Source organism: Streptomyces sp. NPDC003011, assembly GCF_053591515.1.
The window spans coordinates 22,777-49,454 of the sequence record NZ_JBSFTY010000020.1; the positions used below are offsets into that span (position 1 = coordinate 22,777).

The window sequence follows — 26,678 nt, forward strand, 5'->3', positions numbered from 1 at the left end:
GCGCGCAGGGCCTCCAGGCCCTCTTTCCGCACGGCCGCGCGAGATCTGTGCTGCCGTCACCACCGTACGGCGCCGCTCGGTCACGATGTGCGGCAACCCGGGAATCGGCCCCACCGCAGCGCACCGGCGCGTACCCCCGCGTACCCGTCCTGAGCAGGGACGACGGACGCGGGGAGTGAGGTCGTCCACGGGTTCTCAGTCCTCGTGCGCCAGCTGGAGATCGCGTTCGGCGCGGCCACCGCCCGTCACCTGGAGGACGGTGGCGGCCGGCGGGTAACCCGCGGCGATGACGGTGTACTCGCCGGAGGCCAGGTCGACGAACCGGAAGGTTCCGTCCGGGCCGGTGGTGCGGGTGTCCACGACGTTGCCCGCCACGTCCAGCAGCGTCACGCGCGCGTCCTCGACGGGCCGTCCGCCGGTGGCCCGCACGGTGCCGCGCAGCACGGCACCGCCGGTGAGCTCGATGTCCTGGCGGGTCTCCCGGGACGCCTGGACGGTGACGGGGAGCGCGGCCGGGCGGAAGGCGGGCGCGCCGGCGGCGAGGGTGTACTCGCCGGCCACCAGCTCGGTGATGAGGTAGCCGCCCTCGCGCCCGCTGCGGGCGGTGGCCACCACCTCGCCGCGCACGTCGGTGAGCGTGACGATGGCGTCCCGCACCGGGGTGCCGTCCGCGGTCAGCACGCTGCCCGCGAGGCGTCCGGCGCCGCCGAGGACGACGTCGATCTCGACGGGGCGTTCGCCGACGGTCACGGAGACCGCCTGCGGCTGGTGCCCGCCCGCCGCGGCGATCAGGACGTACGACCCCGGGCCCGGCGCGGACAGCGCGTACCGGCCGTCCTCGCCGCTCGCGCCGCGCCCGGTCTGCTGCCCGAAGCCGTCGATCAGGGTGAGCGCCGCGCGGGGCACGACGGTGCCGTCGGGGTGCTGCACCGTGCCGCACACGGGGGCTGCGCCGGCGTAGGACGAACGGGCCGGCGGGACCGGCGCGTTCACGGTCGCGGGCTCCTGTTCGACGGCGTGGTGGGACACCAGCGGTTTCTCCTTGAGGAAGCAGGCGATGAGCAGGCCGAGGACGAGCACCGGCACCAGGAGGAGGAAGATCCGCGGCATGGCGTCGGCGTAGGCCCGGATGTAGCCGTCGCGCAGCGCCGGTGGCAGCGCGTGGACGAGCTGCGGGGTGAGGGACGCGGGGTCGGGGAGCCCGGCGCCCGCGCGCGCGGGGACCCGGTCGCGCAGGGCGTCGGCCAGCCGGTCGGCGAAGAGGGTGCCGAAGACCGCGGCGCCGACGCTGCCGCCGATCTGCCGGAAGTAGTTGTGGGCGCTCGTGGCGGTGCCGAGGTCGGCGGGGCGCACGGAGTTCTGCACGGCGAGGACGAGGACCGGCATCACCATGCCGATGCCGGCGCCGAGGACGGCCATCCAGACGCTGTAGTGCAGCCGGGGCGTGTCGGCGTCGAGGCGCGACAGCAGCCACATGCCGGCCACGGACAGCGCGGCGCCGATGACCGGGTGGATCCTGTAGCGCCCGGTGCGGGTGACGAGCTGTCCGGAGATGACGGACGCGCCGACGATGCCGCCCATCATCGGCAGCATCAACAGGCCGGACTCGGTGGCGGAGACACCGTCGACCATCTGCAGGTACGTCGGCAGGTAGCTGGCGGCGCCGAACAGGGCGACGCCGGTCACGAGGCCCACCAGCGCGGTGACGTTGAAGACCGAGTCCCGGAACAGCCGGAGCGGGATGAGCGGTTCAGGGGCGAAGCGCTCGGCGACGAGGAAGAGCACGGTGGCCGCCGCCGCTCCCGCGCCGAGGCCGAGGACGACCCGCGAGTCCCAGGCGTACTCGGTGCCGCCCCAGCTGGTCAGCAGGACCAGGCAGGTGGAGGCGGCGGCCAGCAGCAGCGCGCCGAGGACGTCCAGCCGCGGCTTCGCGGTCGGCTTCGGCAGCTTCAGCACGACGGCGACGACGGCCAGGGTGAGCAGGCCGAAGGGCACGTTGACATAGAAGCACCACCGCCAGGAGAGGTGGTCGGTGAAGTAGCCGCCCAGCAGCGGTCCGGCGACGGAGGCGAGCCCGAAGGCGGCGCCGATCAGCCCCAGGAAACGGCCGCGCTCCCGGGGCGGCACGATGTCCGCGATGATCGCCTGCACGCCGGTCATGAGCCCGCCCGCGCCGACGCCCTGCACCGCGCGGAAGGCGATCAGCTGGTCCATGGTCCGCGCGCGGCCCGCGAGGGCGGAGCCGACGACGAAGACGACGATCGCGAACTGGAAGACGCCCTTGCGGCCGTACAGGTCGCCGAGCTTGCCGTAGACCGGCAGTCCGATCGTGGCGGTGAGCAGGTAGGCGGTGATCGCCCAGGACATCCTGTCCAGGCCGTGCAGTTCGCCGACGATCTTCGGCAGCGCGGTGGCGACGATCATCTGCTCCAGCGCCGCCAGCAGCAGCGCGAGCATGAGTGCGAAGAAGACCAACCGCACGCGGCGTGGGCTCAGTCCGGCGGCCGGGTCCGGTGGCGGGACGGGAGTCCGCGGGGGCGCCGCGGCCGGTTCGTCCTGCGCCAGAGTGATCCCGCCCACGTGCCGCTCCCCTCGTCGCGCTGCCGCACAATTCCCGCGTAAAGCGACAACTGTGAGCAAGCGCGACGAGTTACGGCGTGACGCCGGGGGGCACGGAGATCCACTCGAACCGGTGAGGGGGCCAACCTCCGGTCACGAGCGGCGGGTTGCGTCTACTTCTCGACCTCGGCGGCCAGCCTGCCGAGCACGGCGTCGTAGATCCGGCCGAGCCCCTTGGGCGCGAAGGTCTTCTCGAAGAAGCCGCCGATACCGCCGGCGCCCTGCCAGGTCGTGGTGACGACGACCCGGGACCTGCCCTCACCGGCCGGGGTGACCCGCCAGGTGGTGACCATGGAGGAGTTGCGGTCCTTCTCGACGAGCTCGCCGTCGGTGGGCTCGGTGACCTCCAGGAGGCAGTCGCGCACCCGCTTGCTGGTGGCCTGGAGCTTCCAGTGGACGAGGGTGCCCTCGCCGTCGCCGCCCTCGCGCACCTCGTACTCGCTGAACTGCTCGGGCAGCAGTTTCGCGCGCGTGCCGGTGTAGTCGGCGAGGGCGTCGAACACCTTCTCCGCGTCCGCCGCGACGACTCGCTCCGTAGTGGCCTCGACCTGCGCCATTGACGTCCTCCAGGACCTGAGTTCTCGGGGGTGGGGGCAAGCCAACCACCCCGGTGCCCGGGCGCCCAAATCGGGGTCCCGGAAGCGGTCGGAAACGACCGTTGCACGATCATGCGAACGAGTGTTCTATTCTGGGGAGCAGTGCTACCGAGGAGGCCTCATGCGCTGGGAGAACCTCACAGACTCCGGCGACCACAGCCGGGCCGACGCCGCGTTGTTCGGCGCCGACGCGGTGATCACCCGTACGTTCGACACGCCCGAGTTCCGCGGGATCACCTTCCACGAGGTCCGCGCCCGGTCCATCATCAACCGGGTGCCGGCGGTCTCCCGGATGTCCTTCCAGTGGACGGTCAACCCCTACCGGGGCTGCACGCACGCGTGCGTGTACTGCTTCGCCCGCAGGACCCACAGCTACCTGGACCTCGACACGGGCCTCGGCTTCGACTCGCAGATCGTGGTCAAGACGAACGCGCCTCAGCTGCTGCGCCGCCAGCTCGGCTCCCCCCGCTGGCAGGGCGAGCACATCGCGATGGGCACGAACGTCGACTGCTACCAGCGCGCGGAGGGCCGCTACCGCCTGATGCCGGGCATCATCGGCGCGCTGCGCGACCACGCCAACCCCTTCTCGATCCTGACGAAGGGCACGCTGATCCTGCGCGACCTCGACCTGCTGGTCCAGGCCGCCGAGGTGACGGACGTCGGCATCTCGGTCTCGGTCGGCTTCACCGACCCGGAGCTGTGGCGCACCGTGGAGCCGGGCACGCCCGCCCCGGAGCGGCGCCTGGAGGTCGTACGGACGCTGGGCGAGCACGGCATCGAGTGCGGTGTGCTGATGGCGCCGGTGATCCCGTTCCTGGGCGACCAGCCGGCCCAGCTGCGGGACACCGTGCGGGCCATCGCGGCGTCCGGGGCCACCTCGGTCACCCCGCTGGTACTGCATCTGCGGCCCGGCGCCCGCGAGTGGTTCATGGCCTGGCTGACCCGGGAGCACCCGCATCTGGTGCACCGGTACGAGCGGCTGTACGCGGACGGCTCGTACGCACCGAAGTGGTACCAGCGCCGGATCACCCGTCAGGTCCACGAGCTGGCCGAGGAGTACGGCATCGGTCCCACGCGCGCGGGGATGCCGCGCCGGATCCGGGAGCCCGGGCCGGATCGACCCGGTCCGTCCGAGCCGACCCAGCTGTCGCTGCTCTGAGATCATCCGAGCGCATACCGCGGCCCAATTGGGTCAAGTCTTGGCAGAATGTGCTCTTCCAGGTGCTCTTTCCGGGACGATGCGGCGGGGACCGTGACCCTCGCGGCCCGAAGACCCTCCGTCCTGGGAGGACTCCATGAGAAAACGCGCAGCCGTGCTGTGCGCTGCCGCCGTCGTCATGGCCGGAACCGTCACGGCCGTCCCCGCCGACGCGAGCACCCCGACCGTCCCGCCCACCGCCCAAGCCGCGAAGCCCAGCTGGAAGAAGTGCGGCACCACCGACTATCCGACGCTCCAGTGCGCGTCCCTCAAGGTGCCGCTCGACCACGCGAAGCCGGGCGGCAAGCGGATCACGCTCGCGTTGTCGCGCGTCCCGCACACCGCGAAGACGTACCAGGGACCGCTGCTGGTCAACCCCGGCGGCCCCGGCGGCAGCGGCCTGACGCTGGCCGGGTTCGTCGCCTCCTCACTGCCCGAGGCGGTCGCGGCCCAGTACGACGTCATCGGCTTCGACCCGCGCGGGGTGGGCGCGAGCCGGCCCGCCCTCGACTGCAAGCCGGGGCACTTCGACCCGGTGCGCCCGGACTCCGTGCCGAGCACGCCCGCGACCGAGAGGGCCAACCTCTCCCGCGCCAAGTCCTTCGCCGCCGCGTGCGGCAAGAAGTACGCGAGCGTGCTGCCGTACATCGACACGGTCAGCGCCGTACGGGACATGGACGCGATCCGCAGGGCACTCGGCGCGAAGAGGATCAACTACTTCGGTTACTCGTACGGCACCTACCTGGGCGCGGTCTACGCCAAGCTCTACCCGGAGCGGGTGCGGCGCCTGGTCCTGGACTCGGTCGTCGATCCCACCGGCGTGTGGTACGACGACAACCTCGCCCAGGACCACGCCTTCAACGACCGCCACCGCGCGCTGATGTCCTGGATCGCCCGGCACGACGCCACGTACGGGCTCGGCACCGATCCGGAGAGGATCGAGGCCGCGTGGTACGCGATGCGGGCGGCGCTCGCCCGGAAGCCGGCCGACGGGAAGGTGGGCGCCTCCGAGCTGGAGGACACCTTCATCCCTGGCGGCTACTACAACGGCTACTGGCCCTATCTGGCCGAGGCGTTCGCGGCATACGTGAACGACCAGAACGTCGACCCGCTGGTCGAGGCATACGAGAACTTCGCCGCCGTCGACGCCTCCGGGGACAACGGCTACAGCGTCTACACCTCGGTGCAGTGCCGTGACGCCTCCTGGCCGCGCGACTGGGACCAGTGGCGCGAGGACAACTGGGCGGTGTACGCGAAGGCCCCGTTCATGACCTGGAACAACGCCTGGTACAACGCGCCGTGCGCGTTCTGGCCGGTCAGGTCGCTGAAGCCGGTGAACGTCGCCAACGGCAAGCTGCCGCCGGCGCTGCTGTTCCAGGCGACGGGTGACGCGGCCACCCCGTACGAGGGCGGCGTCACGGCCCACCGGCTGCTCGCCCACTCCGCTCTGGTCGTCGAGGAGGGCGGCGGGAACCACGGCATCACCCTCAGCGGGAACACCTGCCTGGACAAGCACCTCGCCGCCTACCTGTCCGACGGCACGGTGCCGCGCGGCCACGGCGAGGCCGACGCGGTCTGCCCGGCGCTGCCCGACCCCGAGCCGCTGAGCGCGGCGAAGACGGCGTCGGACACGTCGCGCGGTTCGACCCTGCACGGGCTGCTCGGCTTCCGCGGCTGACGGCCCCTCGCACCGCGATCCCGTCGGGGGCGTTGTCAGACCCGTGGTCCACGATGGACCCATGAGTGAGCTGACCAGGATTCCCGCCCCCGACGGGGTCTTCCCCGCCGCCCAGTACAGCCATGTCGTCCTGGGCACCGGCCGCCTCGTGGCCGCCTCCGCCGTCCAGGTCGCCGCCCTGGTCCGCCCGGAGTTCCTGATGGAGATCGAGGCGCTGGCGGTGGTGGCCGGATGACGGACCTCCGCGTCCGGGACCTGGCACTCGCCGACTGCGGGCGGGTGGCGGAGATCCGCGTCGCCGGCTGGCGAGCGCGTACCGGGGGCTGATGCCGCAGGCGCACCTCGACGCCATGGACGTGGCCGCGGACGCCGAGCGGCACCGCAGCCGCTTCCTCCGGGGCGACGGCGGCGTGGTGGACCTGGTCGCCGAACGGGCGGGCGAACTCGTCGGATGGGCCTGCCACGGACCGTACCGGGACGGCGAAGTACACACCTCGGACGCCGAGTTGTACGCGATCTACGTGGACCCCGAGCGGTTCGGCGGCGGCATCGGCCACGCGCTTCTCGAGGAGTCTCTACGGCTGTGCGCCGCCGCCGGGCGCACGCGCATGCTGCTGTGGGTGATCGAGGGCAACAGCGGTGCCCGGCGCTTCTACGAGCGGGCGGGTTTCCGCGCCGACGGCGCGCGGGAGCCCTTCGAGGTGGAGGGCGTGAGCGTGCCCGAGGTGCGGTACGCGAAGGATCTCGCCGGCTGACGGCTCACCGCTGCCTCGGGATCCGGGCCAGCGCGTGCACCGCGGCCTCGGCGAGCACCGGGTGGGCGAGAGCCTCGCTGAGGACCGGTGCGGCCCGGGTGTCGCCCAGGGTGCCGAGCCCCTCCACGCAGGCGAGGGCCACGCGCCGGTACGGGTCGTGCGGGCGCAGCCGCCGTCGCAGGGTGGTGATCAGCGCGGGCACGGCCTCCGGGGCGCGCAGGTCCACCAGGAGCCGGACCGGGTGCAGGGCGTAGGCGACGCGCAGTTCGTTGGTGGCGAGGGCGGCGGCGGCGCGGGCGGTGCGGGGGTCGCCGAGGCGGGCCAGGGCGTACGCCGCGGAGGCGCAGCGCGGCGCATCGCGGTGGTTGAGGAACAGGACGAGGGATTCGAAGGCCCGCCGGTCGCCCGCCAGTCCGAGTCGGAACGCGGCCAGTTCCCTGGCCCACAGCGGCCGGCCCGGCTCCGTGAGCACGCCCGCCAGTTCGTCGGGGTCCTCGGTCGCCACGAGCCGCTCGTACGCGACCGACGCCCCTGCCTCCCGCCGTAAGCGCTCCGTGAGTGATCGCAACTCTTCGTCCATGGACCTGAGATTAGGTGCCGCACCCCGGAGCCGGGACGTCTCGCGCAAACTCGGGGCTGGCGCGCTCGTTACTGACGGGTTAAGCTCATACGAGCGAGTTACCCACTCGCAGATCTGTTCGTGGTGGCCTGGTGACGCAGCCGCCACGGAGGCAGTCGGTTCGGTACACCGCGTACCAGTACGGCCCGGCCCCGGGACAGGGCCGGCCGGTTCCCGCCGTTCCCCGGGCGTGTGCACGCCCGTGGCCGCGGCACCGGGCGTGTGCGCCAGTCAGCCCGGCACCACCCGCACTCCTTCTCGCCCCCGGTGCGCCCGTCGGCCCGGCTTCGGCCTCGTTCCGCCGGCGTACCGGGCGCGCTCCCAGTCGTCACCCTCATTCTGGAGCCCGCGATGGCCACTCCCCTGCCCGATCCCTCCCTGTCCCCGTTGCGGACCGTCGCCGTCGTCGGCCTCGGCACCATGGGCACCGGCATCGCCGAGGTCCTGGCCACGGCCGGCCGCCAGGTCGTCGGCATCGACATCAGCGAGGCGGCGACCGCCCAGGCCGTCGCCGCCCTGGAGACCGCGACCGCGCGCTCCGTGGAGCGCGGCCGGCTGACCGGGCGGGAGCGTGCCGACGCGCTCGCCCGGGTCCGCACCTCCACCGACCTGCGCGCCGCGGCCGACGCCGACCTGGTCATCGAGGTGGCTCCGGAGTCGTACGAGATCAAGCAGCAGATCTTCCGCGAGCTCGACGGGATCGTGCGGCCCGAGGCGATCCTCGCGACCGGCACCAACGCGCTGTCCGTCACGCGGCTCGCCGCCGACTCGGCCCGTCCCGAGCGCGTGCTCGGTCTGCACTTCTTCAACCCGGCGCCGGCGATGAAGCTGGTCGAGGTCGTCTCGTCGGTGCTGACCGCGCCCCAGGCCGTCGCCGCGGTCACCGACCTCGCCGTCGAGCTGGGCAAGGAGCCGGTCGCGGTCGGCGACCGGCCCGGATTCGTCGCCGACGGGCTGCTGTTCGGCTACCTCAACCAGGCCGCCGCGATGTACGAGGCGAAGTACGCCTCCCGCGAGGACATCGACGCCGCGATGCGGCTCGGCTGCGGACTGCCGATGGGCCCCCTCGCGCTGCTGGACCTGATCGGCGTCGACACCGCGCGGACGGTCCTGGAGGCGATGTACGCCGAGTCCCACGACCGGCTGCACGCCCCCGCCCCGGTCCTCAGGCAACTCAGCGAGGCGGGCCTGACCGGCCGCAAGTCGGGCCGCGGCTTCTACACCTACGAGGCCCCCGGCAGCGCGGCGGTGGTGCCGGACGCCCTGACGCCCCTGTCCGGCGGCCTCCGGGTCCCCGGCCGGCCGGTCCGCTCGGTCGGTGTCGCGGGCTCCGGCACCATGGCGTCCGGCATCGCCGAGGTGTTCGCCAAGGGCGGGTACGAGGTCGTGCTCGCCGCCCGCAGCGAGGAGAAGGCCCAGGCCGCCAAGGCCCGGATCGGCACGTCCCTCGCGCGCTCCGTCGACAAGGGCCGGCTGACCGCCGAGGCCGCCGCGCAGACCCTGGACCGGATCACCACGGCGGGTTCGTACGACGCGTTCGCCGACGTCGATCTCGCCCTGGAGGCCGTCGCCGAGGACCTGGAGGTCAAGCGGCAGCTCTTCGCGACGCTGGACAAGGTCTGCAAGCCGGGCGCGGTGCTGGCCACCACGACGTCCTCGCTGCCGGTCGTCGCCTGCGCCCGCGCCACCTCGCGTCCGCAGGACGTGATCGGCATGCACTTCTTCAACCCCGCGCCGGCGATGAAGCTGGTCGAGGTGGTCCGCACGGTCCTGACGGCCGACGACGTGCACGCGACGGTCCGCGAGGTCTGCGGGAAGGTGAAGAAGCACGCGGTCGACTGCGGGGACCGCGCGGGCTTCATCGTGAACGCGCTGCTGTTCCCGTACCTCAACAACGCGATCAAGATGGTGCAGGAGCACTACGCGTCGCTCGACGACATCGACGCGGCGATGAGGCTGGGCGGCGGCTACCCGATGGGGCCCTTCGAGCTCCTGGACGTGGTCGGGCTCGATGTCTCCCTGGCCATCGAGAAGGTCCTGCACCGCGAGTTCCGCGACCCGGGCCTGGCCCCGGCGCCGCTGCTGGAGCACCTGGTGGCCGCGGGCTGCCTCGGCCGCAAGACGGGCCGTGGCTTCCGCGAACATGCCCGGCGCTGAGCCGCCGGGCGACTGGTTCTCCGCGGCGGCGGACTGGGGCGGGCTGCTCGGCCCCGGCAGCTCTCCCCCGCCGTGCGGGCCCGGTTCTCCCCCGCCCGCACCGGGCGGGGGAACCCCCGGACCTGCGCATCACGCTGCGCGCATGCAGTACGTTCAGGTCATGCCCCAGCCCGCCAAGTCCGCCCGTACGCCAGCCACGCCCGACGCGCCGGAGAGCGCCGCGAGCAGCCGCGCCGCCGCCCAGCGGCTCAAGATGCGGCGCGAACTGGCGGCCGCCGCGATGGAACTGTTCGCGACCAAGGGGTACGAGGCGACCACCGTCGACGAGATCGCGGCCACGGCAGGGGTCGCGCGCCGCACGTTCTTCCGGCACTTCCGCTCCAAGGAAGAGGCGATCTTCCCGGACCACGACGACACGCTGATCCGGGCCGAGGCCGTCCTCAACGCCGCCCCCGCGCACGAGCATCCGCTCGACACGGTGTGCCGCGGCATCAAGGAGGTCATGCGGATGTACGCGGCCCGGCCGGAGATCTCGGTGGCCCGGTACAAGCTCACGCGCGAGGTGCCCACCCTGCGTGAGGCGGAGATCGCGTCGGTGGCCCGCTACGAGCGCCTGTTCACCCGCTACCTCCTCGGCCACTTCGACGAGCACGCGCACGACGACGACGCCAACGACGACCCGCTGCTGGCGGAGGTCGCCGCGTCCGCCGTGGTGACCGCCCACAACCACGTCCTGCGGCGCTGGCTGCGGGCCGGCGGCCAGGGCGACGTCGAGGCCCAGCTGGACCACGCCTTCGACATCGTGCGCAAGACCTTCGGGTCGGGCATCGGGGCCGGACGCACCACGGCCCCCAGGCCGGCCGCGGCGACGGTCTCCACCCACGGCGAGGTCCTGGTGACGGTCGCCCGCACGGACGCCCCGCTCGACCAGGTCATGCGGACCATCGAAGAGGCACTCAAGGACCGCTGAACCCTTCGCATCTGTGACGACGGCCACCCCTCGGGGTGGCCGTTTTGGCATGTCGGAGCACCTTTTCCGGCGACTTTCAGGCACTGTTCGATCGATCATCGCTCATGTGTTACGTAAAGATTTCAGCTGAGAGGAACTTCTGGCACTCAGTGCCTTGCGAGGTGACACGCGGTGTCATACGTTGAAGAGGTCCGGGCGGCCGGCGTGCAGCGACCTTTCGTACGCCGGCTGTCCCAGCAAGCCACGGCTCGCCCGCCCGGACGCCTGCGTCACAGGCACCCTTCCGCGCCACAAAGCGCTGCCGAACCCGCACCACCGCCGAACCGACGGCACGCCTCACCACCACCCTCAGCAGCACCGACGTAACCCTCAGCGTCTCCCCTCAAGACGCCATTCGCCGGAGGCAACACCGTGACCGTGAAGGACATCCTGGACGCGATCCAGTCGCCGGACTCGACCCCCGCCGACTTCGCCGCTCTGCCCCTGCCCGAGTCCTACCGTGCGATCACCGTGCACAAGGACGAGACGGAGATGTTCGCGGGCCTCGCCACCCGCGACAAGGACCCCCGCAAGTCGATCCACCTCGACGACGTGCCGGTGCCGGAGCTCGGCCCGGGCGAGGCCCTGGTGGCCGTGATGGCCTCCTCGGTCAACTACAACTCGGTGTGGACCTCGATCTTCGAGCCACTGTCGACATTCGGCTTCCTGGAGCGCTACGGCAGGCTCAGCGAGCTCACCAAGCGGCACGACCTGCCGTACCACATCATCGGCTCCGACCTCGCGGGTGTGGTCCTGCGCACCGGCCCGGGCGTGAACTCCTGGAAGCCCGGCGACGAGGTCGTCGCGCACTGCCTGAGTGTGGAGCTGGAGTCGTCGGACGGCCACAACGACACCATGCTCGACCCCGAGCAGCGGATCTGGGGCTTCGAGACCAACTTCGGCGGGCTCGCCGAGATCGCGCTGGTCAAGTCCAACCAGCTGATGCCGAAGCCGGACCACCTGTCGTGGGAGGAGGCCGCCGCTCCGGGGCTCGTCAACTCCACCGCCTACCGGCAGCTGGTCTCCCGCAACGGCGCCGGCATGAAGCAGGGCGACAACGTCCTGATCTGGGGCGCCAGCGGCGGACTCGGCTCGTACGCCACGCAGTTCGCGCTCGCGGGCGGCGCCAACCCGGTCTGTGTCGTGTCCTCGCCGCAGAAGGCGGAGATCTGCCGCGCCATGGGCGCCGAGGCGATCATCGACCGCACCGCCGAGGACTACAAGTTCTGGAAGGACGAGCGGACCCAGGACCCGAAGGAGTGGAAGCGCTTCGGCAAGCGCATCCGCGAACTGACCGGCGGCGAGGACATCGACATCGTCTTCGAGCACCCCGGCCGCGAGACCTTCGGCGCGAGCGTCTTCGTCACCCGCAAGGGCGGCACCATCACCACCTGCGCCTCGACCTCGGGCTACATGCACGAGTACGACAACCGCTACCTGTGGATGTCCCTGAAGCGGATCATCGGCTCGCACTTCGCCAACTACCGCGAGGCCTGGGAGGCCAACCGGCTCATCGCGAAGGGCAAGATCCACCCGACCCTGTCCAAGGTGTACTCCCTGGAGGAGACCGGGCAGGCCGCCTACGACGTGCACCGCAACCTCCACCAGGGCAAGGTCGGCGTGCTGTGCCTGGCGCCCGAGGAGGGCCTCGGGGTGCGCGACGCGGAGAAGCGCGCCCAGCACGTCGACGCCATCAACCGCTTCCGGAACATCTGAGGTCACAGATGAGTGAGCGTCAGTCCGCCGACGGCAAGCGGGAGAGGGACCGGCCGTGGCTCATGCGCACGTACGCCGGTCACTCCACGGCCGAGGCGTCCAACGAGCTGTACCGGCGCAACCTCGCCAAGGGGCAGACCGGCCTGTCGGTCGCGTTCGACCTGCCGACGCAGACCGGCTACGACTCCGACCACGTCCTCGCCCGCGGCGAGGTCGGCCGGGTCGGCGTGCCGATCGCGCACCTCGGTGACATGCGCCGGCTGTTCCAGGACATCCCCCTGGAGCAGATGAACACCTCGATGACGATCAACGCCACCGCCATGTGGCTGCTGGCGCTCTACCAGGTCGTCGCCGAGGAGCAGGGCGCGGACATCACCCGGCTCCAGGGCACGACCCAGAACGACATCGTCAAGGAGTACCTGTCGCGGGGCACGCACGTGTTCCCGCCGGTGCCGTCCCTGCGCCTGACGACGGACATGATCGCGTACACGGTCTCCCACCTGCCGAAGTGGAACCCGATCAACATCTGCAGCTACCACCTGCAGGAGGCGGGCGCCACCCCGGTCCAGGAGATCGCGTACGCGATGTCGACGGCGATCGCGGTGCTGGACGCCGTGCGCGACGGCGGCCAGGTGCCGCCGGAACGCATGGGTGACGTCGTCGGTCGTATCTCCTTCTTCGTGAACGCGGGCGTCCGCTTCGTCGAGGAGATGTGCAAGATGCGCGCCTTCGGCCGCATCTGGGACCAGGTCACCCGCGAGCGGTACGGCATCGAGAACCCCAAGCACCGGCGCTTCCGCTACGGCGTCCAGGTCAACTCGCTCGGCTTGACCGAGGCGCAGCCGGAGAACAACGTCCAGCGGATCGTGCTGGAGATGCTGGCCGTGACCCTGTCGAAGGACGCACGCGCGCGTGCCGTGCAGCTGCCCGCCTGGAACGAGGCGCTGGGCCTGCCCCGGCCCTGGGACCAGCAGTGGTCGCTGCGCATGCAGCAGGTCCTCGCCTACGAGAGCGACCTGCTGGAGTACGCGGACCTCTTCGAGGGCTCGAAGGTGGTCGAGGCCAAGGTGGGCGAGCTGGTCCAGGACTCGCTTGCCGAGATGGAGCGGATCGAGGAGATGGGCGGCGCGATGGCCGCCGTCGAGTCGGGCTACCTCAAGTCGCAGCTGGTCGCCTCGCACGCCGAGCGCCGGGCCCGAATCGAGTCCGGGCAGGAGAAGATCGTCGGCGTCAACGTCTTCGAGACGACCGAGCCCAATCCTCTGACCGCCGACCTGGACACGGCGATCCAGACGGTCGACCCCGCGGTCGAGGCCCGGGTCATCGCCTCGCTCCAGCACTGGCGCGACACCCGCTACCAGCCGCCCTTCAACCACCCGCGCCCCTGCAAGGCGCTGGAGAGGCTGAAGGAGGCGGCCAACGGCACCGCGAACCTGATGGAGGCCACCCTGGAGTGCGCCCGCGCGGGTGTCACGACCGGCGAGTGGGCGGGGGCGCTGCGGGAGGTGTTCGGGGAGTTCCGGGCGCCGACCGGGGTCTCCTCCGCGCCGGTGGCCGTCTCCGCCGAGGCGGGCTCGGCCATGTCCGAGGTGCGCCGCAAGGTGGATCTGACCGCCCGGGACCTCGGCGTCGGCAAGCTCCGCTTCCTGGTCGGCAAACCCGGCCTGGACGGGCACTCCAACGGCGCCGAGCAGATCGCCGTGCGGGCGCGGGACGCCGGGTTCGAGGTGGTCTACCAGGGCATCCGGCTCACGCCCGAGCAGATCGTGGACGCGGCGGTCGCGGAGGACGTGCACGGGGTCGGCCTGTCGATCCTCTCCGGCTCGCACGCCCAGCTCGTCCCGGACGTGCTGGAGCGGCTGCGCGAGGCCGGTGCGGCCGACATCCCGGTGATCGCCGGCGGGATCATCCCGAACGCCGACGCCGAGCAGCTCAGGGCCGCCGGAGTGGCCGCGGTCTTCACCCCGAAGGACTTCGACATCACCGGGATCATCGGCCGTATCGTCGACGAGATCCGCAAAGCCAACAAGCTCGACCCGCTGGAGGTCCCCGCATGACCACGCCCGTCAACCGTCTGCGTCCGCGACGCTCCTGTCTCGCGGTACCGGGAAGCAACCCCCGCTTCCTGGAGAAGGCGCAGGGCCTCCCCGCCGACCAGGTCTTCCTGGACCTGGAGGACGCGTGCGCGCCGCTCGCCAAGCCCGAGGCGCGGCACACCATCGTCAAGTTCCTCAACGAGGGTGACTGGACGGGCAAGACGCGCGTCGTGCGCGTCAACGACTGGACGACCGAGTGGACGTACCGGGACGTCGTGACGGTCGTCGAGGGCGCGGGCCCGAACCTCGACTGCATCATGCTGCCGAAGGTCCAGGACGCCCAGCAGGTCGTCGCCCTGGACCTCCTCCTCACCCAGATCGAGAAGACCATGGGCTTCGAGGTCGGCAGGATCGGCATCGAGGCGCAGATCGAGAACGCCCAGGGTCTCAACAACGTCAACGAGATCGCGCAGGCCTCGCCGCGCGTCGAGACGATCATCTTCGGCCCGGCCGACTTCATGGCGTCCATCAACATGAAGTCGCTGGTCGTGGGCGAGCAGCCGCCCGGCTACCCGGCGGACGCCTACCACTACATCCTGATGAAGATCCTGATGGCCGCCCGCGCCAACAACCTCCAGGCGATCGACGGCCCCTACCTCCAGATCCGCAACGTCGACGGCTACCGCGAGGTCGCCCAGCGGGCCGCCGCCCTCGGCTTCGACGGCAAGTGGGTGCTGCACCCGGGCCAGGTCGAGGCGTCCAACGAGATCTTCTCGCCGTCCCAGGAGGACTACGACCACGCCGAACTGATCCTGGACGCGTACGAGTACTACACGTCCGAGGCGGGCGGCAAGAAGGGTTCGGCGATGCTCGGCGACGAGATGATCGACGAGGCCAGCCGCAAGATGGCGCTGGTCGTGGCGGGCAAGGGACGCGCCGCCGGCATGCGGCGCACCAGCTCGTTCGAGATCCCGGAGGCGTGACGACCATGCAGTTCGGACGCACGTACGAGGAGTTCGAGGTCGGGGCCGTCTACAAGCACTGGCCCGGCAAGACGGTCACGGAGTACGACGACCACCTCTTCTGTCTCCTCACCATGAACCACCACCCGCTCCACATGGACAGCAACTACGCGCAGAAGACGACCGACTTCGGCAAGAACGTCGTCGTCGGGAACTACATCTACTCGCTGCTGCTCGGCATGTCCGTGCCGGACGTCTCCGGCAAGGCGATCGCCAACCTGGAGATCGAGTCGCTCAAGCACGTGGCGCCGACCTTCCACGGCGACACGCTCTACGGCGAGACGACCGTGCTCGACAAGTGGCCGTCCAGGTCGAAGGACGACCGCGGCATCGTCCATGTCGAGACCAGGGGCTACAAGCAGGACGGCACGCTGGTGTGCGTGTTCCGCCGCAAGGTGATGGTGCCGACCGAGACCTACATCAAGGAGCGCGGCGGCGAGCAGCCCGGCCGCCCCGAACCGAAGCAGCAGGAGAAGTAGCCATGGCGCGACTCGCCCAGACCGCCGGTCTGACCGACGTCCAGCAGGAGATCCTGTCCACGGTCCGTGACTTCGTGGACAAGGAGATCCTCCCGGTCGCCACCGAGCTGGAACACCGCGACGAGTACCCGCAGCAGATCGTCGACGGGCTCAGGGAGTTGGGCCTGTTCGGTCTGATGATCCCCGAGGAGTACGGCGGTCTGGGCGAGTCGCTCCTGACGTACGCGCTGTGCGTGGAGGAGATCGCCCGCGGCTGGATGTCGGTGTCCGGCATCATCAACACCCACTTCATCGTGGCGTACATGCTCAAGCAGCACGGCACCCAGGAGCAGAAGGACCACTTCCTGCCGAGGATGGCACTGGGTGAGATCCGCGGCGCCTTCTCGATGTCGGAGCCGGGCCTGGGATCCGACGTGTCGGCGATCACGTCGAAGGCGGTCAGGGACGGTGACGAGTACGTCCTGAACGGTCAGAAGATGTGGCTGACGAACGGTGGAACGTCGAGTCTGGTGGCCGTTCTCGTCCGAAGTGACGAAGGACACTCCCCATCGGAGGCGGCCGCCAAACCCCACAAGTCGATGACCACCTTCCTGGTGGAGAAGGAGCCCGGCTTCGGCGAGGTCCGCCCCGGCCTCACCATCCCCGGGAAGATCGACAAGATGGGGTACAAGGGGGTCGACACCACCGAGTTGATCATGGATGACCTGCGCGTTCCGGCGAACCGGGTGCTCGGCGGCACGACCGGCCGCGGTTTCTACCAGATGATGGACGGCGTCGAGGTCGGCCGCGTCAACGTGGCGGCGCGTGGCTGCGGTGTCGCTCAGCGTGCGTTCGAGCTCGGCGTCTCCTACGCCCAGCAGCGCCACACGTTCGGCAAGCCGATCGCCCAGCACCAGGCCATCCAGTTCAAGTTGGCGGAGATGGCTACCAAGGTCGAGGCCGCTCATGCCATGATGGTGAACGCGGCACGCAAAAAGGACTCCGGAGAACGAAACGACCTTGAGGCTGGGATGGCGAAGTACCTCGCCTCCGAGTACTGCAAGGAGGTCGTGGAGGATGCCTTCCGGATCCACGGCGGCTACGGCTTCTCCAAGGAGTACGAGATCGAGCGCCTCTACCGTGAGGCTCCGATGCTGCTGATCGGTGAAGGTACCGCCGAGATCCAGAAAATGATCATCGGTCGCCGGCTGCTCGAGGAGTACCGACTCCAGGGCTAGATGTCTGGTTGGGGGTGTTTTCTTCGAGAAGAAGATCACACCCCGTCAACACCCCTCAGCCGCCGACTCGGCTTCCTGGCTTGCCCAGTTGTAGCCCCCGACCGGTACGATCCCGGGAAAGCCGCCGTCCCCCTCACGCAGCGCGGCATCATCCGCTACGAAGGTCATCCATGCCCCACAGCCAAACCTCTGCACCGCGCGACAGCCAGTTCGGCGTACGCCTCGCCCGCGGAGCATCGCCGTGGCTCCTGCCGACTGTCGCCACCGCAGCCCTCAGCCTGGTACGCGCGCGCAGGTCCGGCGCCGCCAAGGCCGTCGCCGTGCCCGCCACCGCGCTCGCGGCGGGCATGCTGTGGTTCTTCCGCGACCCCGAGCGCGAGATCGCCCAGGGCCGGGTCATCTCGCCCGCCGACGGTGTGGTGCAGAGCATCATGCCGTGGAAGGACGGTCGCACCCGCGTCGCGATCTTCATGAGCCCGCTCAACGTCCACGTCAACCGCGCGCCGCTCTCCGGCACGGTGACGTCGGTCGAGCACATCCCGGGTGGGTTCGTTCCGGCGTTCAACAAGGAGAGCGAGAACAACGAGCGGGTAGTCTGGCATTTCGACACCGAACTCGGCGACATCGAGATGATCCAGATCGCCGGCGCGGTCGCTCGCCGCATCGTCCCCTACGTGCCCCAGGGCACCAAGGTCGAGCAGGGCGACCGGATCGGTCTGATCCGGTTCGGCTCGCGCGTCGACGTCTACCTGCCTGAGGGCGTGGAGGTCGCGGTCGAGGTCGGGCAGAAGACCGTGGCTGGGGTGACTCGCATTGACCGTGATTGATCCGGAGACCCAGACGGGCTGGGTGCCCGAGGCCGACGAGGTGGACGACGAGGAGGAGATGCCCCTCTCTCTGCGCCTCTCGATAGCGGACACCCTCACCCTCGGCAACGCCACGTGCGGCTTCATGGCGGTGTACTTCACCACCACCGGCATCCTGATCCCGCACCTGACCGGCAGCCAGGAAACCGGCATGGCCCGCCACAGCGCGGCCACGGCGGTCATCCTGATGCTGTGCGCGGCGGTCTTCGACCTCTTCGACGGCCTGGTGGCGAGGAAGCTGCGTTCCTCCCCGATGGGCGCCGAGCTGGACAACCTGTCGGACCTGATCAGCTTCGGTCTGGCGCCGGCGTACTTCGTCCTGGTCTACGGCATGGTCGCCGACGACGCGCACCAGCGGGTGGCGGCGGTCGGCGCGATCGTGGTCCTGCTGGCGGTGGTGCTGAGACTGGCCCGCTTCTCGTGCGTGACGGTGAAGGACGGCACCTTCCAGGGCATGCCGTCGCCGTTCGGGGCGCTGACGGTGGTCTCGATCGTGCTCCTGGAGCTGCCCTTCGTGGCGACGCTGCTGGCCATCCTCGGTACGGCCTGGCTGATGGTGAGCCGGGTGGAGTACCCGAAGCCGCGCGGGCGGCTCGCGGTGGCGATGCTCACCTGGATCGTGCTGTCGATGGGGCTGCTGGCGGCGTGGGCGTTCGAGGCCCCGAGCGGACAGCTGCTGCTCCAGACCGGGTGCGCGCTGCAACTGGTCATGGGCGCGGTCATCCCGCTGTTCGCCACGGCTCGCCGGGTGAACAACTTCCGGGACAACCGGCGTGAGGCTCGGGCGGCACAGATCCCGTAGCGGTCGCACGACAACGCCAAAGGGCCCCGAGCCACCCGGCTCGGGGCCCTTTGGCGTTCCCCGGGGCGAGCTCCCTCAGGTCAGGAAGTCCCGACCGATGCGCTCCGCGGCCCGTTCCAGGATCGGACCCGCGTCCGCGAGGCACCTGGCCACGTCCGGCTCGACGTCCGTCAGCGGGTACGCGCGGCGGATGCCGGCCCGGCCCAGTGCCTCCGGCTGCAGGGCGAGGCGGCCGCACACCGCGACGACCTCCTTGCCCGCCGCCCGCGCGGCGGCGGCGACGCCCGCCGGGGCCTTGCCGTGCAGCGTCTGCTCGTCGAGGGAACCCTCACCGGTGATCACCAGCGTCGCGCGCTCCACCGCGGCCGTGAACCCCAGGACGTCGAGCATCACCTCGATGCCGGGGCGGAACCGGGCGCCGAGCAGCAGGGCGCCGTATCCGATGCCGCCGGCCGCGCCCGCGCCGGGCGAGGCGGCGTACGCGGCGGCCTTGGACCCGACCGTCTCCTCCAGCACCTTCACGTAGTGCGTGAGCGCCGCGTCCAGCGTGTCCACGTCGTCCGGTGCGGCGCCCTTCTGCGGGCCGTAGACGGCCGGTGCGCCCTTCGCGCCGGTCAGCGGATTGTCGACGTCGCTGGCCAGCACCAGTTCCACGTCGGCGAGGCGCGGGTCCAGGCCCGACAGGTCGGCCGAGGCCAGACTGGCGAGGCCCTCGCCGCCGGGTGTCACCGGCTCGCCCTGCGCGTCCGTGAACCGCGCGCCCAGCGCGGACAGCATGCCGGCGCCGCCGTCCGTGGTGGCGCTGCCGCCGACCCCGAACACGATCGTCCGCGCGCCCGCGTCCAGCGCGGCCCGCAGCAGTTCGCCGGAGCCGTACGTGGAGGCCGTGAGCGGCGCGAAGACGCCCGCGGGCAGCCGCTGCAACCCGCTCGCCTCCGCCATCTCCACGACCGCCGTGCCGTCGCGCAGCGCGAACGCGGCCGTGATCTCGTGACCGAGCGGCCCCGCGACCCGTACCTCGCGCCGTTCGAAACCGGCCGCGACCGCCGCGTCCACCGTCCCGTCGCCGCCGTCGGCCACCGGCAGCGAATCCACGGCGAGGTCCGGCAGAACCCTGCGCAGTCCGGCCGTGACCCGCTCGGCGACCTGTACGGCCGTCAGCGAGCCCTTGAACTTGTCCGCGGCGATGAGCACCCTCTGGGCACCCCTCACTCCAGCGTCCGCCACCTTGAACATCCCCTTGCTCTCCGGGCCCGACGCACGTCAGGGCCAGCCGCGCCGCTGCGACCATAACCGGCGGACGCCGCCGCCGTCATGCCCGACCGGCCCGCGGACCGAGCCGGGGAACGCGCACGGCACGGCACCCCGCGCGGGCGGCCCCGGAACCGGGTGGACCGGAGCCATGACCCCTGCGGGCACTGAACCAGAGCTCGCCGACCGCGTCCTCGGGGGCTGGCTCGGCCGGATCGCGGGCGACATGCTCGGCAAACCGGTCGAGCAGGGCGACCTGTGGACGCGGCTTCGGCTTCAGCGCGGAGCAGGCCGGCGACCACTGGCTGCTGCGGCTGCCGTACCCGCAGACGTTCACCGCGGAGCGGGCCGCCTACCGCAACCTCGCCAACGGGCTGAAGCCGCCGCTGACGGCGGGGCGCGGATCAGTGACCTGGCGGAGCGGACGCCGCGGCTGGCCGGGACGGGGGTCTGACCGGCCGGGACGGGCGCGGAAGCTGGTTACCCTTCCGGCATGACCTCCACTCACGACTTCGCCGCCTACATCGCGGGACTCCCCCGGGTGCTCGCCGGGGCCGCCGCCCTCTTCCGTGACGCGGAGGGGCGGGTGCTGCTCGTCGAGCCCAACTACCGTGACGGGTGGGCCCTTCCGGGCGGCACGATCGAGTCCGACGACGGCGAGACCCCGCGCCAGGGCGCGCGCCGGGAGACCGCCGAGGAGATCGGCCTGGACCGCGAGCTGGGCCGGCTGCTCGCGGTGGACTGGGTGCGCGGGACGGGACGCCCGCCGCTGGTGGCGTACCTGTACGACGGCGGTGTCCTCGGTGAGGACGACGTCAAGGCGATCCGGCTCCAGGAGGAGGAACTGCTGTCCTGGCGGCTCGTGCCCCGCGAGGACCTCGCCGAGCATCTGCCGGGCGCCCTCGGCCGCCGCGTCCTGGCCGCACTGGACGTGCTGGCGCAGGGGTCGGGGACGGCGGAACTGGAGAACGGCCACCGGGTGAGCTGACCTCGGCGGCGGGCGGGCCCGGTTCCGAGGGCGGTCCGATATCCGTTCGCCCGCCCCGGACCCTCCGTCCTACCCTCGGTGGCATGACCAAGCCCCTCGTCGCCCTCCTGAGCGGCGCCGGTGTCTCGACCGACTCCGGCATCCCGGACTACCGCGGGCCCCACGGGCTGTGGCGGCGGGACCCCGAGGCCGAGAAGCTCGTGACGTACGAGTACTACATGGGGGATCCGCAGATCCGGCGCAGGTCCTGGCAGCTGCGGCGCGGCAGCCAGGCGCTTTCGGCCGGGCCGAACGCCGCGCACCGGGCGGTCGCCGGGCTGGAGCGGGCCGGGGTGCCGGTGCGGGTGATCACGCAGAACGTGGACGGGCTGCACCAGCTCGCCGGGATGCCCGCCCGCAAGGTGCTCGAACTGCACGGCACCGCGCGCGGGGTGGTGTGCACCAGGTGTCATGCGCGCGGCTTGATGGAGGACGCGCTCGCCCGGCTCGACGCCGGGGAGGAGGACCCGCCGTGCCTGGAGTGCGGCGGGATCCTCAAGCCGGCGACGGTGATGTTCGGCGAGCGGCTCGACCCGGTGGTCCTCGGCGAGGCCGTCGCCATCGCCAAGGCCTGCCAGGTCTTCATCGCCGTCGGCAGCAGCCTGCTGGTGCAGCCGGCGGCCGGGCTGGCCGGCGTCGCCGCCGACCACGGGGCCAGGCTGGTCATCGTCAACGCCGAGCCGACCCCGTACGACGCGCGGGCCGACGAGATCGTGCGGGAACCGATCGGGACGGCGTTGCCGAAACTGCTGCACGAAATCGCCGGACAGATCACACTCCGTCCATGACTTCCGCGATACGCCATGTGACGGTCGGCTCCGCCGACCCCTACCGCCTCGCCGCCTTCTGGTCCCAGGTCCTCGGGCTGCCCGTGCACGAGGACGACAAGCCGGGCGACGAGGACGCGCTGATCGAGGGCGCCGGGCTGCTGTTCGTCACCGTGGGCTCCGGACGGTCAAGAACCGTGTCCATCTCGACCTCCAGCCACAGGACCGTACCCGCGACGAGGAGGTCGAGCGTCTGGTCCGCCTCGGGGCCACGCTGGTCGACGACCGGCGGGTTGCGGACGGCAGGGGCTGGGTGGTCCTCCCGATCCGGAGGGCAACGAGTTCTGCGTGGAGCGCGGTGACGCGGAGCGGGCCGGCTGACCCGGGCGGGTCAGAACAGCGCCCTGCCGCTCTCGAAGTCCAGCAGGCGCTGCTTGCGGTCCAGGCCGCCGCCGTAACCGGTGAGGCTGCCGTTCGAGCCGACCACACGGTGGCACGGCACGATGATGCCGACCGGGTTCCTGCCGTTGGCGAGGCCCACCGCCCGGGAGGCGGTGGGGTTGCCGAGGGCGTCGGCGAGTTCGCCGTACGTGCGGGTCTCGCCGTAGGGGATCCCGCGGAGCTGCTGCCAGACGCTGCGCTGGAACGGGGTTCCGTGCAGGCGGAGTTCGACGGTGAACTCCTTCAACTCGCCCGCGAAGTAGGCCTCCAGCTCCTCCTCGGCCGCCGCGAAGGGGGTCTCGGCGCGGACGCCGAAGGTCTCCTCCGCGGGACGGTGACGCTGGCCGGTCATGTAGAGGCCGCACAGGACACCGTCGTCGGCGACGAGGGTGAGAGGGCCGTAGGGGCTGTCGATGATCGTGTGCTGCTTCACGCGGATGTCCTCAGGCCGGAAGGGAGTTGATCGGGTGGCTGTCGGTCGCCCACAGGTACTGGACGGCGTACGCACGCCAGGGCCGCCAGGCCGCCGCGCGGGCCGTGAGTGCCGCCGGCGTCGACGGGAGGCCCAGCTCGCGGGCGGCCCGGCGGATGCCGAGGTCGGTGGGGAGGAAGGCGTCAGGGTCGCCGAGGGCGCGCATCGCGATGACGTCGGCCGTCCAGGGGCCGAAGCCGGGCAGGGCGAGGAGCCGGGCGCGGGTTGCGGCCCAGTCGCTCTCCACGCCCAGGGTGAGGGTGCCGTCGGCGAGTCCGGCCACCAGGGTGGTGAACGTCGTGCGGCGGGTGCGGGGCATGGCGAGTGAGTCGGGGTCGAGGGCGGCGAGCGCCTCGGGGGACGGGAACAGGTGGGTGAGGCCGCCCTCGGGGTCGTCCACCGGGTCGCCGTACGCGGTGACCAGGCGGGCCGCGTGGGTGCGGGCCGCCGCCGTGGACACCTGCTGGCCGAGCACCGCGCGGACGGCGAACTCCGCCTCGTCGACGGTGCGGGGTACGCGCCGGCCGGGGGCCTTGTCGACCAGGGGGGCGAGGACCGGGTCGGCGCGCAGCTGGTCGTCGACCGCGACCGGGTCGGCGTCCAGGTCGAGCAGGCGGCGGCAGCGGCTGATGGCGACGGTCAGGTCGCGCAGGTCGCCGAGGGTGAGGCGGCAGGCGATGTGGTCCGGCCGCGGGGTGAGTGCCACGATGCCGTGGCCGTACGGCAGCCGGAGCGTGCGCCGGTAGGCGCCGTCGCGCCACTCCTCGACTCCCGGGACCGCGGTCGCCGCGAGGTGGCCGAAGAGGTTGTCGGGGTTGAGGGGGGTGCGGAACGGCAGGCGCAGGGCGAGCGCCCCCACAGTGGCCTGGGGGCGGTCCGTCGTGGCACGGGACCTGGGTACCCGGGCGCGCAGGTCGCTCGGGGACAGGGCGAAGACCTCGCGCACGGTGTCGTTGAAGGTGCGGATGGAGGAGAAGCCGGCGGCGAAGGCGATCTCCGCCATCGGCAGCGGGGTCGTCTCGATGAGGAGCCGGGCCGTCTGGGCGCGCTGGGCGCGGGCGAGGGCGAGCGGCCCCGCGCCCAGTTCGGCGAGCAGCTGGCGTTCGACCTGCCGGGTGCTGTAGCCGAGCCGGGCGGCGAGGCCCGGGACGCCCCCGCGGTCCACGACGCCGTCGGCCACCAGGCGCATGGCGCGGGCCACGAGGTCGGCGCGCTGGTTCCACTCCGGGGAGCCGGGGCTGGTGTCGGGTCGGCACCGTTTGCAGGCCCGGAAGCCGGCCTGCTGGCAGGCCGCGGCGCTCGGGTGGAAGGTCATGTTCTCGGGCTTGGGCGGCACGACCGGGCAGCTGGGCCGGCAGTAGATACGGGTGGTCAGGACGGCGGTGAAGAACCAGCCGTCGAAGCGGGCGTCCTTGGACCGGACGGCGCGTACGCAGCGTTCGGTGTCGGTGTGCATCCCCATCTGCATGGGTCCAGCTTCGGGCACGCGCCGTCCCGGGGCTGGCGAGAATCCGACATCGACCTCAGGCGCCCTGGGCCGGCCCGGACCGCCACGCGGACTCGCGCAGCAGCCGGAGGCCGTTGAGGCCGACCAGGACCGTCGAGCCCTCGTGGCCGGCGACGCCGAGGGGCAGCGGGAGGTGCCCGATCAGGTCCCACAGGACGAGTCCCGTGATGAAGGTGCCCGCGATCACGAGGTTCTGCAGGACCAGCCGGCGGGCCGCGCGGGAGAGCCGTACGACGGCCGGGACGGTGGCGAGTTCGTCGCGCACGATGACGGCGTCGGCCGTCTCCAGCGCGAGGTCGGAGCCCGCGCGGCCCATCGCGATGCCGGAGTGGGCGGCGGCGAGGGCGGGGGCGTCGTTGACGCCGTCGCCGACGAAGAGCACCTTGCGGCCCGCCCGCTGAAGGTCCCGTACGGCGCTCACCTTGTCCTCGGGGAGCAGCTCGGCGCGGACGTCGGTGAGGCCGGTGGCGTCGGCCACGCGGGCGGCGGCTCCGGCGTTGTCGCCGGTGAGCAGGACCGGGGCGGTGCCCGTCAGCGCGGTGAGCGCGGCGGTGGTCTCGGCCGCGTCGGGGCGCAGGCGGTCGGTGAGGGTCAGGGTGCCGACGGGGATGCCGTCGCGGGCGACCTGGACGACGGTCGCGTCGCTCTCGGTGTCCGCGCGGCCGACGCTCACCACCCGGCCCTCGACGGTGGCGGTGACTCCGCGTCCCGGCGCGGCCGTGAAGTCCTCGGCCGCCGGGATCCGCAGGTCACGGGCGCGGGCGGCCGCCACCACCGCCCGCGCCAGCGGGTGTTCGCTGGGGTGCTCGGCGGCTGCGGCCAGCGCCAGCAGTGTGTCCTCGGTGAGGCCGGAGTCCGGCAGCGGGTGGACGCCCGTCACCTCGGGGGTGCCCTCGGTGAGGGTGCCGGTCTTGTCGAGGGCGGTGGTGTCGATCTCGCCGAGGCGTTCCATGGCGACGGCCGACTTGACCAGGACGCCGTGCCGGCCGGCGTTGGCGATGGCGGACAGCAGGGGCGGCATGGTCGCGAGGACGACCGCGCACGGCGAGGCGACGATCATGAAGGTCATGGCCCGCAGGAGGGCGTCGGCGAGGTCGGCGCCGAAGGCGAGCGGGATCCCGAAGACGGCGAGCGTGGCGGCCACCATGCCGACCGCGTACCGCTGTTCGACCTTCTCGATGAACAGCTGGGTGGGGGCCTTGGTGCGCGAGGCCTCCTCGACCAGGGTCACGATGCGGGCGATCACCGAGTCGGCGGGGTCGCGTGCGACGCGGACGCGCAGGGCGCCGGTGCCGTTGAGGGTGCCCGCGAAGACCTCGTCGCCGGTGCTCTTGGGGACCGGCAGGGGTTCGCCGGTGATGGTGGCCTGGTCGGCCTCGCTGGTGCCGTCCAGGACGCGGCCGTCGGCCCCGATGCGTTCGCCCGGGCGGACCAGGACGAGGTCGCCGACGGCGAGGTCGGTGGTCGGGACCGTCTCCTCGCGGCCGTCGCCGGTGAGCCGGGTCGCGGTGGCCGGCGCGAGGTCGAGCAGGCCGCGCACCGAGTCGGCGGTGCGGGCGGTGGCCAGGGCCTCCACGGCGCCGGAGGTGGCGAAGATGACGATCAGGAGGGCGCCGTCCAGGACCTGGCCGATCGCCGCCGCGCCCAGGGCGGCGACGATCATCAGCAGGTCGACGTCCAGGGTCTTCTCGCGCAGGGCCCGCAGCCCTTCCAGGGCCGGTTCCCAGCCGCCGGTGGCGTAGGCGACCGCGTACAGGGGGCCGTACGCCCACATCGGCGCTCCGCCGAGGTCCAGGGTCAGGCCCAGCAGGAAGGCGACGGTCGCGGCGAGCGCCCAGCGGGCCTCGGGCAGGGCGAGGACGCGGGTGCGGCGGCGAGGGGCCGTGCGGGTGGGGGCGGGGGCATGCGTGGGGGTGAGAGTCGTGGACACCCGGCCACCATACAGGAACACATGAAGAGTCATTCATCTGTTCATCTACGATGGGTAAGATACCGCCATGGGTCATGGAGCGGTCACCGCAGCGCAGGACGCCACCGAGCGCGTACGCCTGGACGCGGGCAATGTCGCCAAGGTGGCCACCACCCTCCAGGCCCTGTCGACCCCCTCCCGGCTGCTGATCCTGGCGCGGCTGCGCGAAGGGCCGCTGCCGGCCACGGAGTTGGCGGCGGAGGTGGGCATGGAGCAGTCGGCGTGCTCGCACCAGCTGCGGCTGCTGCGCAATCTGGGGCTGGTCGTGGGTGAGCGCCAGGGCCGGTCGGTCGTGTACGCGCTGCACGACCACCATGTCGCCGAGCTGCTCGACCAGGCCGTCTACCACGTGGAGCATCTGCGGCTGGGCATCAGTGACGCCACCGAGTGATGCCTGACGGCGTCACCCGCGGCGCCCGAACTCGCCGACGGGTGTGAGGCGTCGGCGCGGCCCGGCGTCAGGTGACCGCCCCCG

Annotated in this window: 22 protein-coding genes and 3 pseudogenes; 18 read left to right on the top strand and 7 right to left on the bottom strand. The window is 71.8% G+C overall.

Translation table 11 applies throughout. From position 1 onward, the window contains the following. Window positions 1–195 precede the first annotated feature (195 nt). Both ACWD0J_RS13015 and ACWD0J_RS13020 read right to left on the bottom strand, forming a co-directional pair. On the bottom strand, window positions 196–2,580 hold the full coding sequence (locus ACWD0J_RS13015; protein ID WP_451495843.1) for an MFS transporter: 2,385 nt from the start codon (window positions 2,578–2,580) through the stop codon (window positions 196–198). Window positions 2,581–2,732: 152 nt separating this feature from the next. Beyond that, a complete protein-coding gene (locus ACWD0J_RS13020; RefSeq protein WP_451495844.1) occupies window positions 2,733–3,176 on the bottom strand; it encodes an SRPBCC family protein in 444 nt (147 codons plus the stop codon). 160 nt (window positions 3,177–3,336) lie between these two features. Between ACWD0J_RS13020 and ACWD0J_RS13025 the strand changes: the two genes are divergently transcribed. From ACWD0J_RS13025 to ACWD0J_RS13040, 4 genes and pseudogenes are all read left to right on the top strand, one after another. Further along, window positions 3,337–4,374 carry an Rv2578c family radical SAM protein gene (locus ACWD0J_RS13025; RefSeq protein ID WP_451495845.1) on the top strand — a complete coding sequence of 346 codons (1,038 nt, stop codon included), beginning with the start codon at window positions 3,337–3,339 and terminating at the stop codon, window positions 4,372–4,374. Window positions 4,375–4,510: 136 nt separating this feature from the next. Beyond that, entirely contained in the window at window positions 4,511–6,091 is a 1,581-nt protein-coding gene (locus tag ACWD0J_RS13030; RefSeq protein ID WP_451495846.1) for an alpha/beta hydrolase, read from the top strand. Window positions 6,092–6,152: 61 nt separating this feature from the next. Then, a complete protein-coding gene (locus ACWD0J_RS13035; protein ID WP_451495847.1) occupies window positions 6,153–6,326 on the top strand; it encodes a hypothetical protein in 174 nt (57 codons plus the stop codon). Continuing rightward, window positions 6,323–6,846 (top strand): annotated as a pseudogene (locus tag ACWD0J_RS13040) (N-acetyltransferase family protein). Before ACWD0J_RS13035 ends, ACWD0J_RS13040 begins: the two are co-directional and overlap by 4 nt. 4 nt (window positions 6,847–6,850) lie before the next feature. Here ACWD0J_RS13040 and ACWD0J_RS13045 read toward each other — a convergent pair. Beyond that, window positions 6,851–7,426 carry an adenylosuccinate lyase gene (locus tag ACWD0J_RS13045; RefSeq protein WP_451495848.1) on the bottom strand — a complete coding sequence of 192 codons (576 nt, stop codon included), beginning with the start codon at window positions 7,424–7,426 and terminating at the stop codon, window positions 6,851–6,853. Between the two features lie 390 nt (window positions 7,427–7,816). On the opposite strand from ACWD0J_RS13045, the gene ACWD0J_RS13050 reads away from it, so the two are divergent. The 9 genes from ACWD0J_RS13050 (at window position 7,817) to pssA (ending at window position 18,769) form a co-directional block, all read left to right on the top strand. Further along, window positions 7,817–9,622: a 3-hydroxyacyl-CoA dehydrogenase family protein gene (locus ACWD0J_RS13050; RefSeq protein WP_451495849.1), complete on the top strand. Its 1,806-nt coding sequence runs from the start codon at window positions 7,817–7,819 to the stop codon at window positions 9,620–9,622. A gap of 142 nt (window positions 9,623–9,764) precedes the next feature. Beyond that, the gene (locus ACWD0J_RS13055) at window positions 9,765–10,592 is read left to right on the top strand and encodes a TetR family transcriptional regulator (RefSeq protein ID WP_451495850.1); all 828 of its coding nucleotides are present in this window, start codon (window positions 9,765–9,767) and stop codon (window positions 10,590–10,592) included. A gap of 411 nt (window positions 10,593–11,003) precedes the next feature. Next, window positions 11,004–12,347, top strand: a complete 1,344-nt coding sequence (ccrA, locus tag ACWD0J_RS13060) for a crotonyl-CoA carboxylase/reductase (RefSeq protein WP_451495851.1) — start codon at window positions 11,004–11,006, stop codon at window positions 12,345–12,347. An 8-nt stretch (window positions 12,348–12,355) separates the two neighbouring features. Further along, window positions 12,356–14,404, top strand: coding sequence for a protein meaA (locus ACWD0J_RS13065; protein WP_451495852.1), 2,049 nt, complete (start codon window positions 12,356–12,358; stop codon window positions 14,402–14,404). Continuing rightward, window positions 14,401–15,366, top strand: a complete 966-nt coding sequence (locus tag ACWD0J_RS13070; RefSeq protein ID WP_451495853.1) for an HpcH/HpaI aldolase/citrate lyase family protein — start codon at window positions 14,401–14,403, stop codon at window positions 15,364–15,366. Before ACWD0J_RS13065 ends, ACWD0J_RS13070 begins: the two co-directional genes overlap by 4 nt. A gap of 5 nt (window positions 15,367–15,371) precedes the next feature. Further along, window positions 15,372–15,884 (top strand): MaoC family dehydratase, encoded by a 513-nt coding sequence (locus tag ACWD0J_RS13075; RefSeq protein WP_451495899.1) that lies wholly within the window; start codon window positions 15,372–15,374, stop codon window positions 15,882–15,884. 2 nt (window positions 15,885–15,886) lie between these two features. Then, a complete protein-coding gene (locus ACWD0J_RS13080) occupies window positions 15,887–17,101 on the top strand; it encodes an acyl-CoA dehydrogenase family protein (RefSeq protein ID WP_451495854.1) in 1,215 nt (404 codons plus the stop codon). Between the two features lie 170 nt (window positions 17,102–17,271). Beyond that, a complete protein-coding gene (locus ACWD0J_RS13085; RefSeq protein WP_451495855.1) occupies window positions 17,272–17,928 on the top strand; it encodes a phosphatidylserine decarboxylase in 657 nt (218 codons plus the stop codon). Between the two features lie 22 nt (window positions 17,929–17,950). Then, complete coding sequence (pssA, locus tag ACWD0J_RS13090) at window positions 17,951–18,769, top strand: CDP-diacylglycerol--serine O-phosphatidyltransferase (protein WP_451495900.1); 819 nt, start codon at window positions 17,951–17,953, stop codon at window positions 18,767–18,769. A 75-nt stretch (window positions 18,770–18,844) separates the two neighbouring features. Here the strand turns inward: pssA and ACWD0J_RS13095 are convergent, their stop codons facing one another. Beyond that, the gene (locus tag ACWD0J_RS13095) at window positions 18,845–20,005 is read right to left on the bottom strand and encodes a glycerate kinase (RefSeq protein ID WP_451495856.1); all 1,161 of its coding nucleotides are present in this window, start codon (window positions 20,003–20,005) and stop codon (window positions 18,845–18,847) included. Between the two features lie 166 nt (window positions 20,006–20,171). Here ACWD0J_RS13095 and ACWD0J_RS13100 point away from each other — a divergent pair. The 4 genes and pseudogenes from ACWD0J_RS13100 to ACWD0J_RS13115 form a co-directional block, all read left to right on the top strand. Further along, window positions 20,172–20,508: pseudogene (locus ACWD0J_RS13100) on the top strand (hypothetical protein); the annotation flags it as partial. Between the two features lie 5 nt (window positions 20,509–20,513). Next, a complete protein-coding gene (locus tag ACWD0J_RS13105) occupies window positions 20,514–21,008 on the top strand; it encodes an NUDIX domain-containing protein (RefSeq protein ID WP_451495857.1) in 495 nt (164 codons plus the stop codon). 83 nt (window positions 21,009–21,091) lie between these two features. Next, the gene (locus ACWD0J_RS13110) at window positions 21,092–21,835 is read left to right on the top strand and encodes an SIR2 family NAD-dependent protein deacylase (RefSeq protein ID WP_451495858.1); all 744 of its coding nucleotides are present in this window, start codon (window positions 21,092–21,094) and stop codon (window positions 21,833–21,835) included. Then, a pseudogene (locus ACWD0J_RS13115) lies at window positions 21,832–22,058 on the top strand (VOC family protein); the annotation flags it as partial. The gene ACWD0J_RS13110 and the pseudogene ACWD0J_RS13115, both read left to right, overlap by 4 nt. A gap of 147 nt (window positions 22,059–22,205) precedes the next feature. Here ACWD0J_RS13115 and ACWD0J_RS13120 read toward each other — a convergent pair. Genes ACWD0J_RS13120 through ACWD0J_RS13130 form a run of 3 tightly spaced genes read right to left on the bottom strand, consistent with a single transcriptional unit; the run spans window position 22,206 to window position 26,197 of the window. Then, window positions 22,206–22,688, bottom strand: a complete 483-nt coding sequence (locus ACWD0J_RS13120) for a methylated-DNA--[protein]-cysteine S-methyltransferase (RefSeq protein WP_451495859.1) — start codon at window positions 22,686–22,688, stop codon at window positions 22,206–22,208. Between the two features lie 10 nt (window positions 22,689–22,698). Next, window positions 22,699–24,195, bottom strand: a complete 1,497-nt coding sequence (locus tag ACWD0J_RS13125; RefSeq protein ID WP_451495860.1) for an AlkA N-terminal domain-containing protein — start codon at window positions 24,193–24,195, stop codon at window positions 22,699–22,701. Between the two features lie 55 nt (window positions 24,196–24,250). Beyond that, window positions 24,251–26,197, bottom strand: coding sequence for a heavy metal translocating P-type ATPase (locus ACWD0J_RS13130; protein ID WP_451495861.1), 1,947 nt, complete (start codon window positions 26,195–26,197; stop codon window positions 24,251–24,253). A 34-nt stretch (window positions 26,198–26,231) separates the two neighbouring features. Here ACWD0J_RS13130 and ACWD0J_RS13135 point away from each other — a divergent pair, with 34 nt between their 5' ends. Beyond that, the gene (locus ACWD0J_RS13135) at window positions 26,232–26,594 is read left to right on the top strand and encodes an ArsR/SmtB family transcription factor (RefSeq protein ID WP_451495862.1); all 363 of its coding nucleotides are present in this window, start codon (window positions 26,232–26,234) and stop codon (window positions 26,592–26,594) included. Window positions 26,595–26,678: the final 84 nt, after the last annotated feature.

Excerpts from the sequence above, each read along its gene's own strand:
- ACWD0J_RS13020 (WP_451495844.1), bottom strand. The coding sequence starts at position 3,176 with ATGGCGCAGGTCGAGGCCACTACGGAGCGAGTCGTCGCGGCGGACGCG.
- ACWD0J_RS13025 (WP_451495845.1), top strand. The coding sequence starts at position 3,337 with ATGCGCTGGGAGAACCTCACAGACTCCGGCGACCACAGCCGGGCCGAC.
- ACWD0J_RS13030 (WP_451495846.1), top strand. The coding sequence starts at position 4,511 with ATGAGAAAACGCGCAGCCGTGCTGTGCGCTGCCGCCGTCGTCATGGCC.
- ACWD0J_RS13035 (WP_451495847.1), top strand. The coding sequence starts at position 6,153 with ATGAGTGAGCTGACCAGGATTCCCGCCCCCGACGGGGTCTTCCCCGCC.
- ACWD0J_RS13045 (WP_451495848.1), bottom strand. The coding sequence starts at position 7,426 with ATGGACGAAGAGTTGCGATCACTCACGGAGCGCTTACGGCGGGAGGCA.
- ACWD0J_RS13050 (WP_451495849.1), top strand. The coding sequence starts at position 7,817 with ATGGCCACTCCCCTGCCCGATCCCTCCCTGTCCCCGTTGCGGACCGTC.
- ACWD0J_RS13055 (WP_451495850.1), top strand. The coding sequence starts at position 9,765 with ATGCAGTACGTTCAGGTCATGCCCCAGCCCGCCAAGTCCGCCCGTACG.
- ACWD0J_RS13065 (WP_451495852.1), top strand. The coding sequence starts at position 12,356 with ATGAGTGAGCGTCAGTCCGCCGACGGCAAGCGGGAGAGGGACCGGCCG.
- ACWD0J_RS13070 (WP_451495853.1), top strand. The coding sequence starts at position 14,401 with ATGACCACGCCCGTCAACCGTCTGCGTCCGCGACGCTCCTGTCTCGCG.
- ACWD0J_RS13075 (WP_451495899.1), top strand. The coding sequence starts at position 15,372 with ATGCAGTTCGGACGCACGTACGAGGAGTTCGAGGTCGGGGCCGTCTAC.
- ACWD0J_RS13080 (WP_451495854.1), top strand. The coding sequence starts at position 15,887 with ATGGCGCGACTCGCCCAGACCGCCGGTCTGACCGACGTCCAGCAGGAG.
- ACWD0J_RS13085 (WP_451495855.1), top strand. The coding sequence starts at position 17,272 with ATGCCCCACAGCCAAACCTCTGCACCGCGCGACAGCCAGTTCGGCGTA.
- ACWD0J_RS13095 (WP_451495856.1), bottom strand. The coding sequence starts at position 20,005 with ATGTTCAAGGTGGCGGACGCTGGAGTGAGGGGTGCCCAGAGGGTGCTC.
- ACWD0J_RS13105 (WP_451495857.1), top strand. The coding sequence starts at position 20,514 with ATGACCTCCACTCACGACTTCGCCGCCTACATCGCGGGACTCCCCCGG.
- ACWD0J_RS13110 (WP_451495858.1), top strand. The coding sequence starts at position 21,092 with ATGACCAAGCCCCTCGTCGCCCTCCTGAGCGGCGCCGGTGTCTCGACC.
- ACWD0J_RS13125 (WP_451495860.1), bottom strand. The coding sequence starts at position 24,195 with ATGCAGATGGGGATGCACACCGACACCGAACGCTGCGTACGCGCCGTC.
- ACWD0J_RS13130 (WP_451495861.1), bottom strand. The coding sequence starts at position 26,197 with ATGACTCTTCATGTGTTCCTGTATGGTGGCCGGGTGTCCACGACTCTC.
- ACWD0J_RS13135 (WP_451495862.1), top strand. The coding sequence starts at position 26,232 with ATGGGTCATGGAGCGGTCACCGCAGCGCAGGACGCCACCGAGCGCGTA.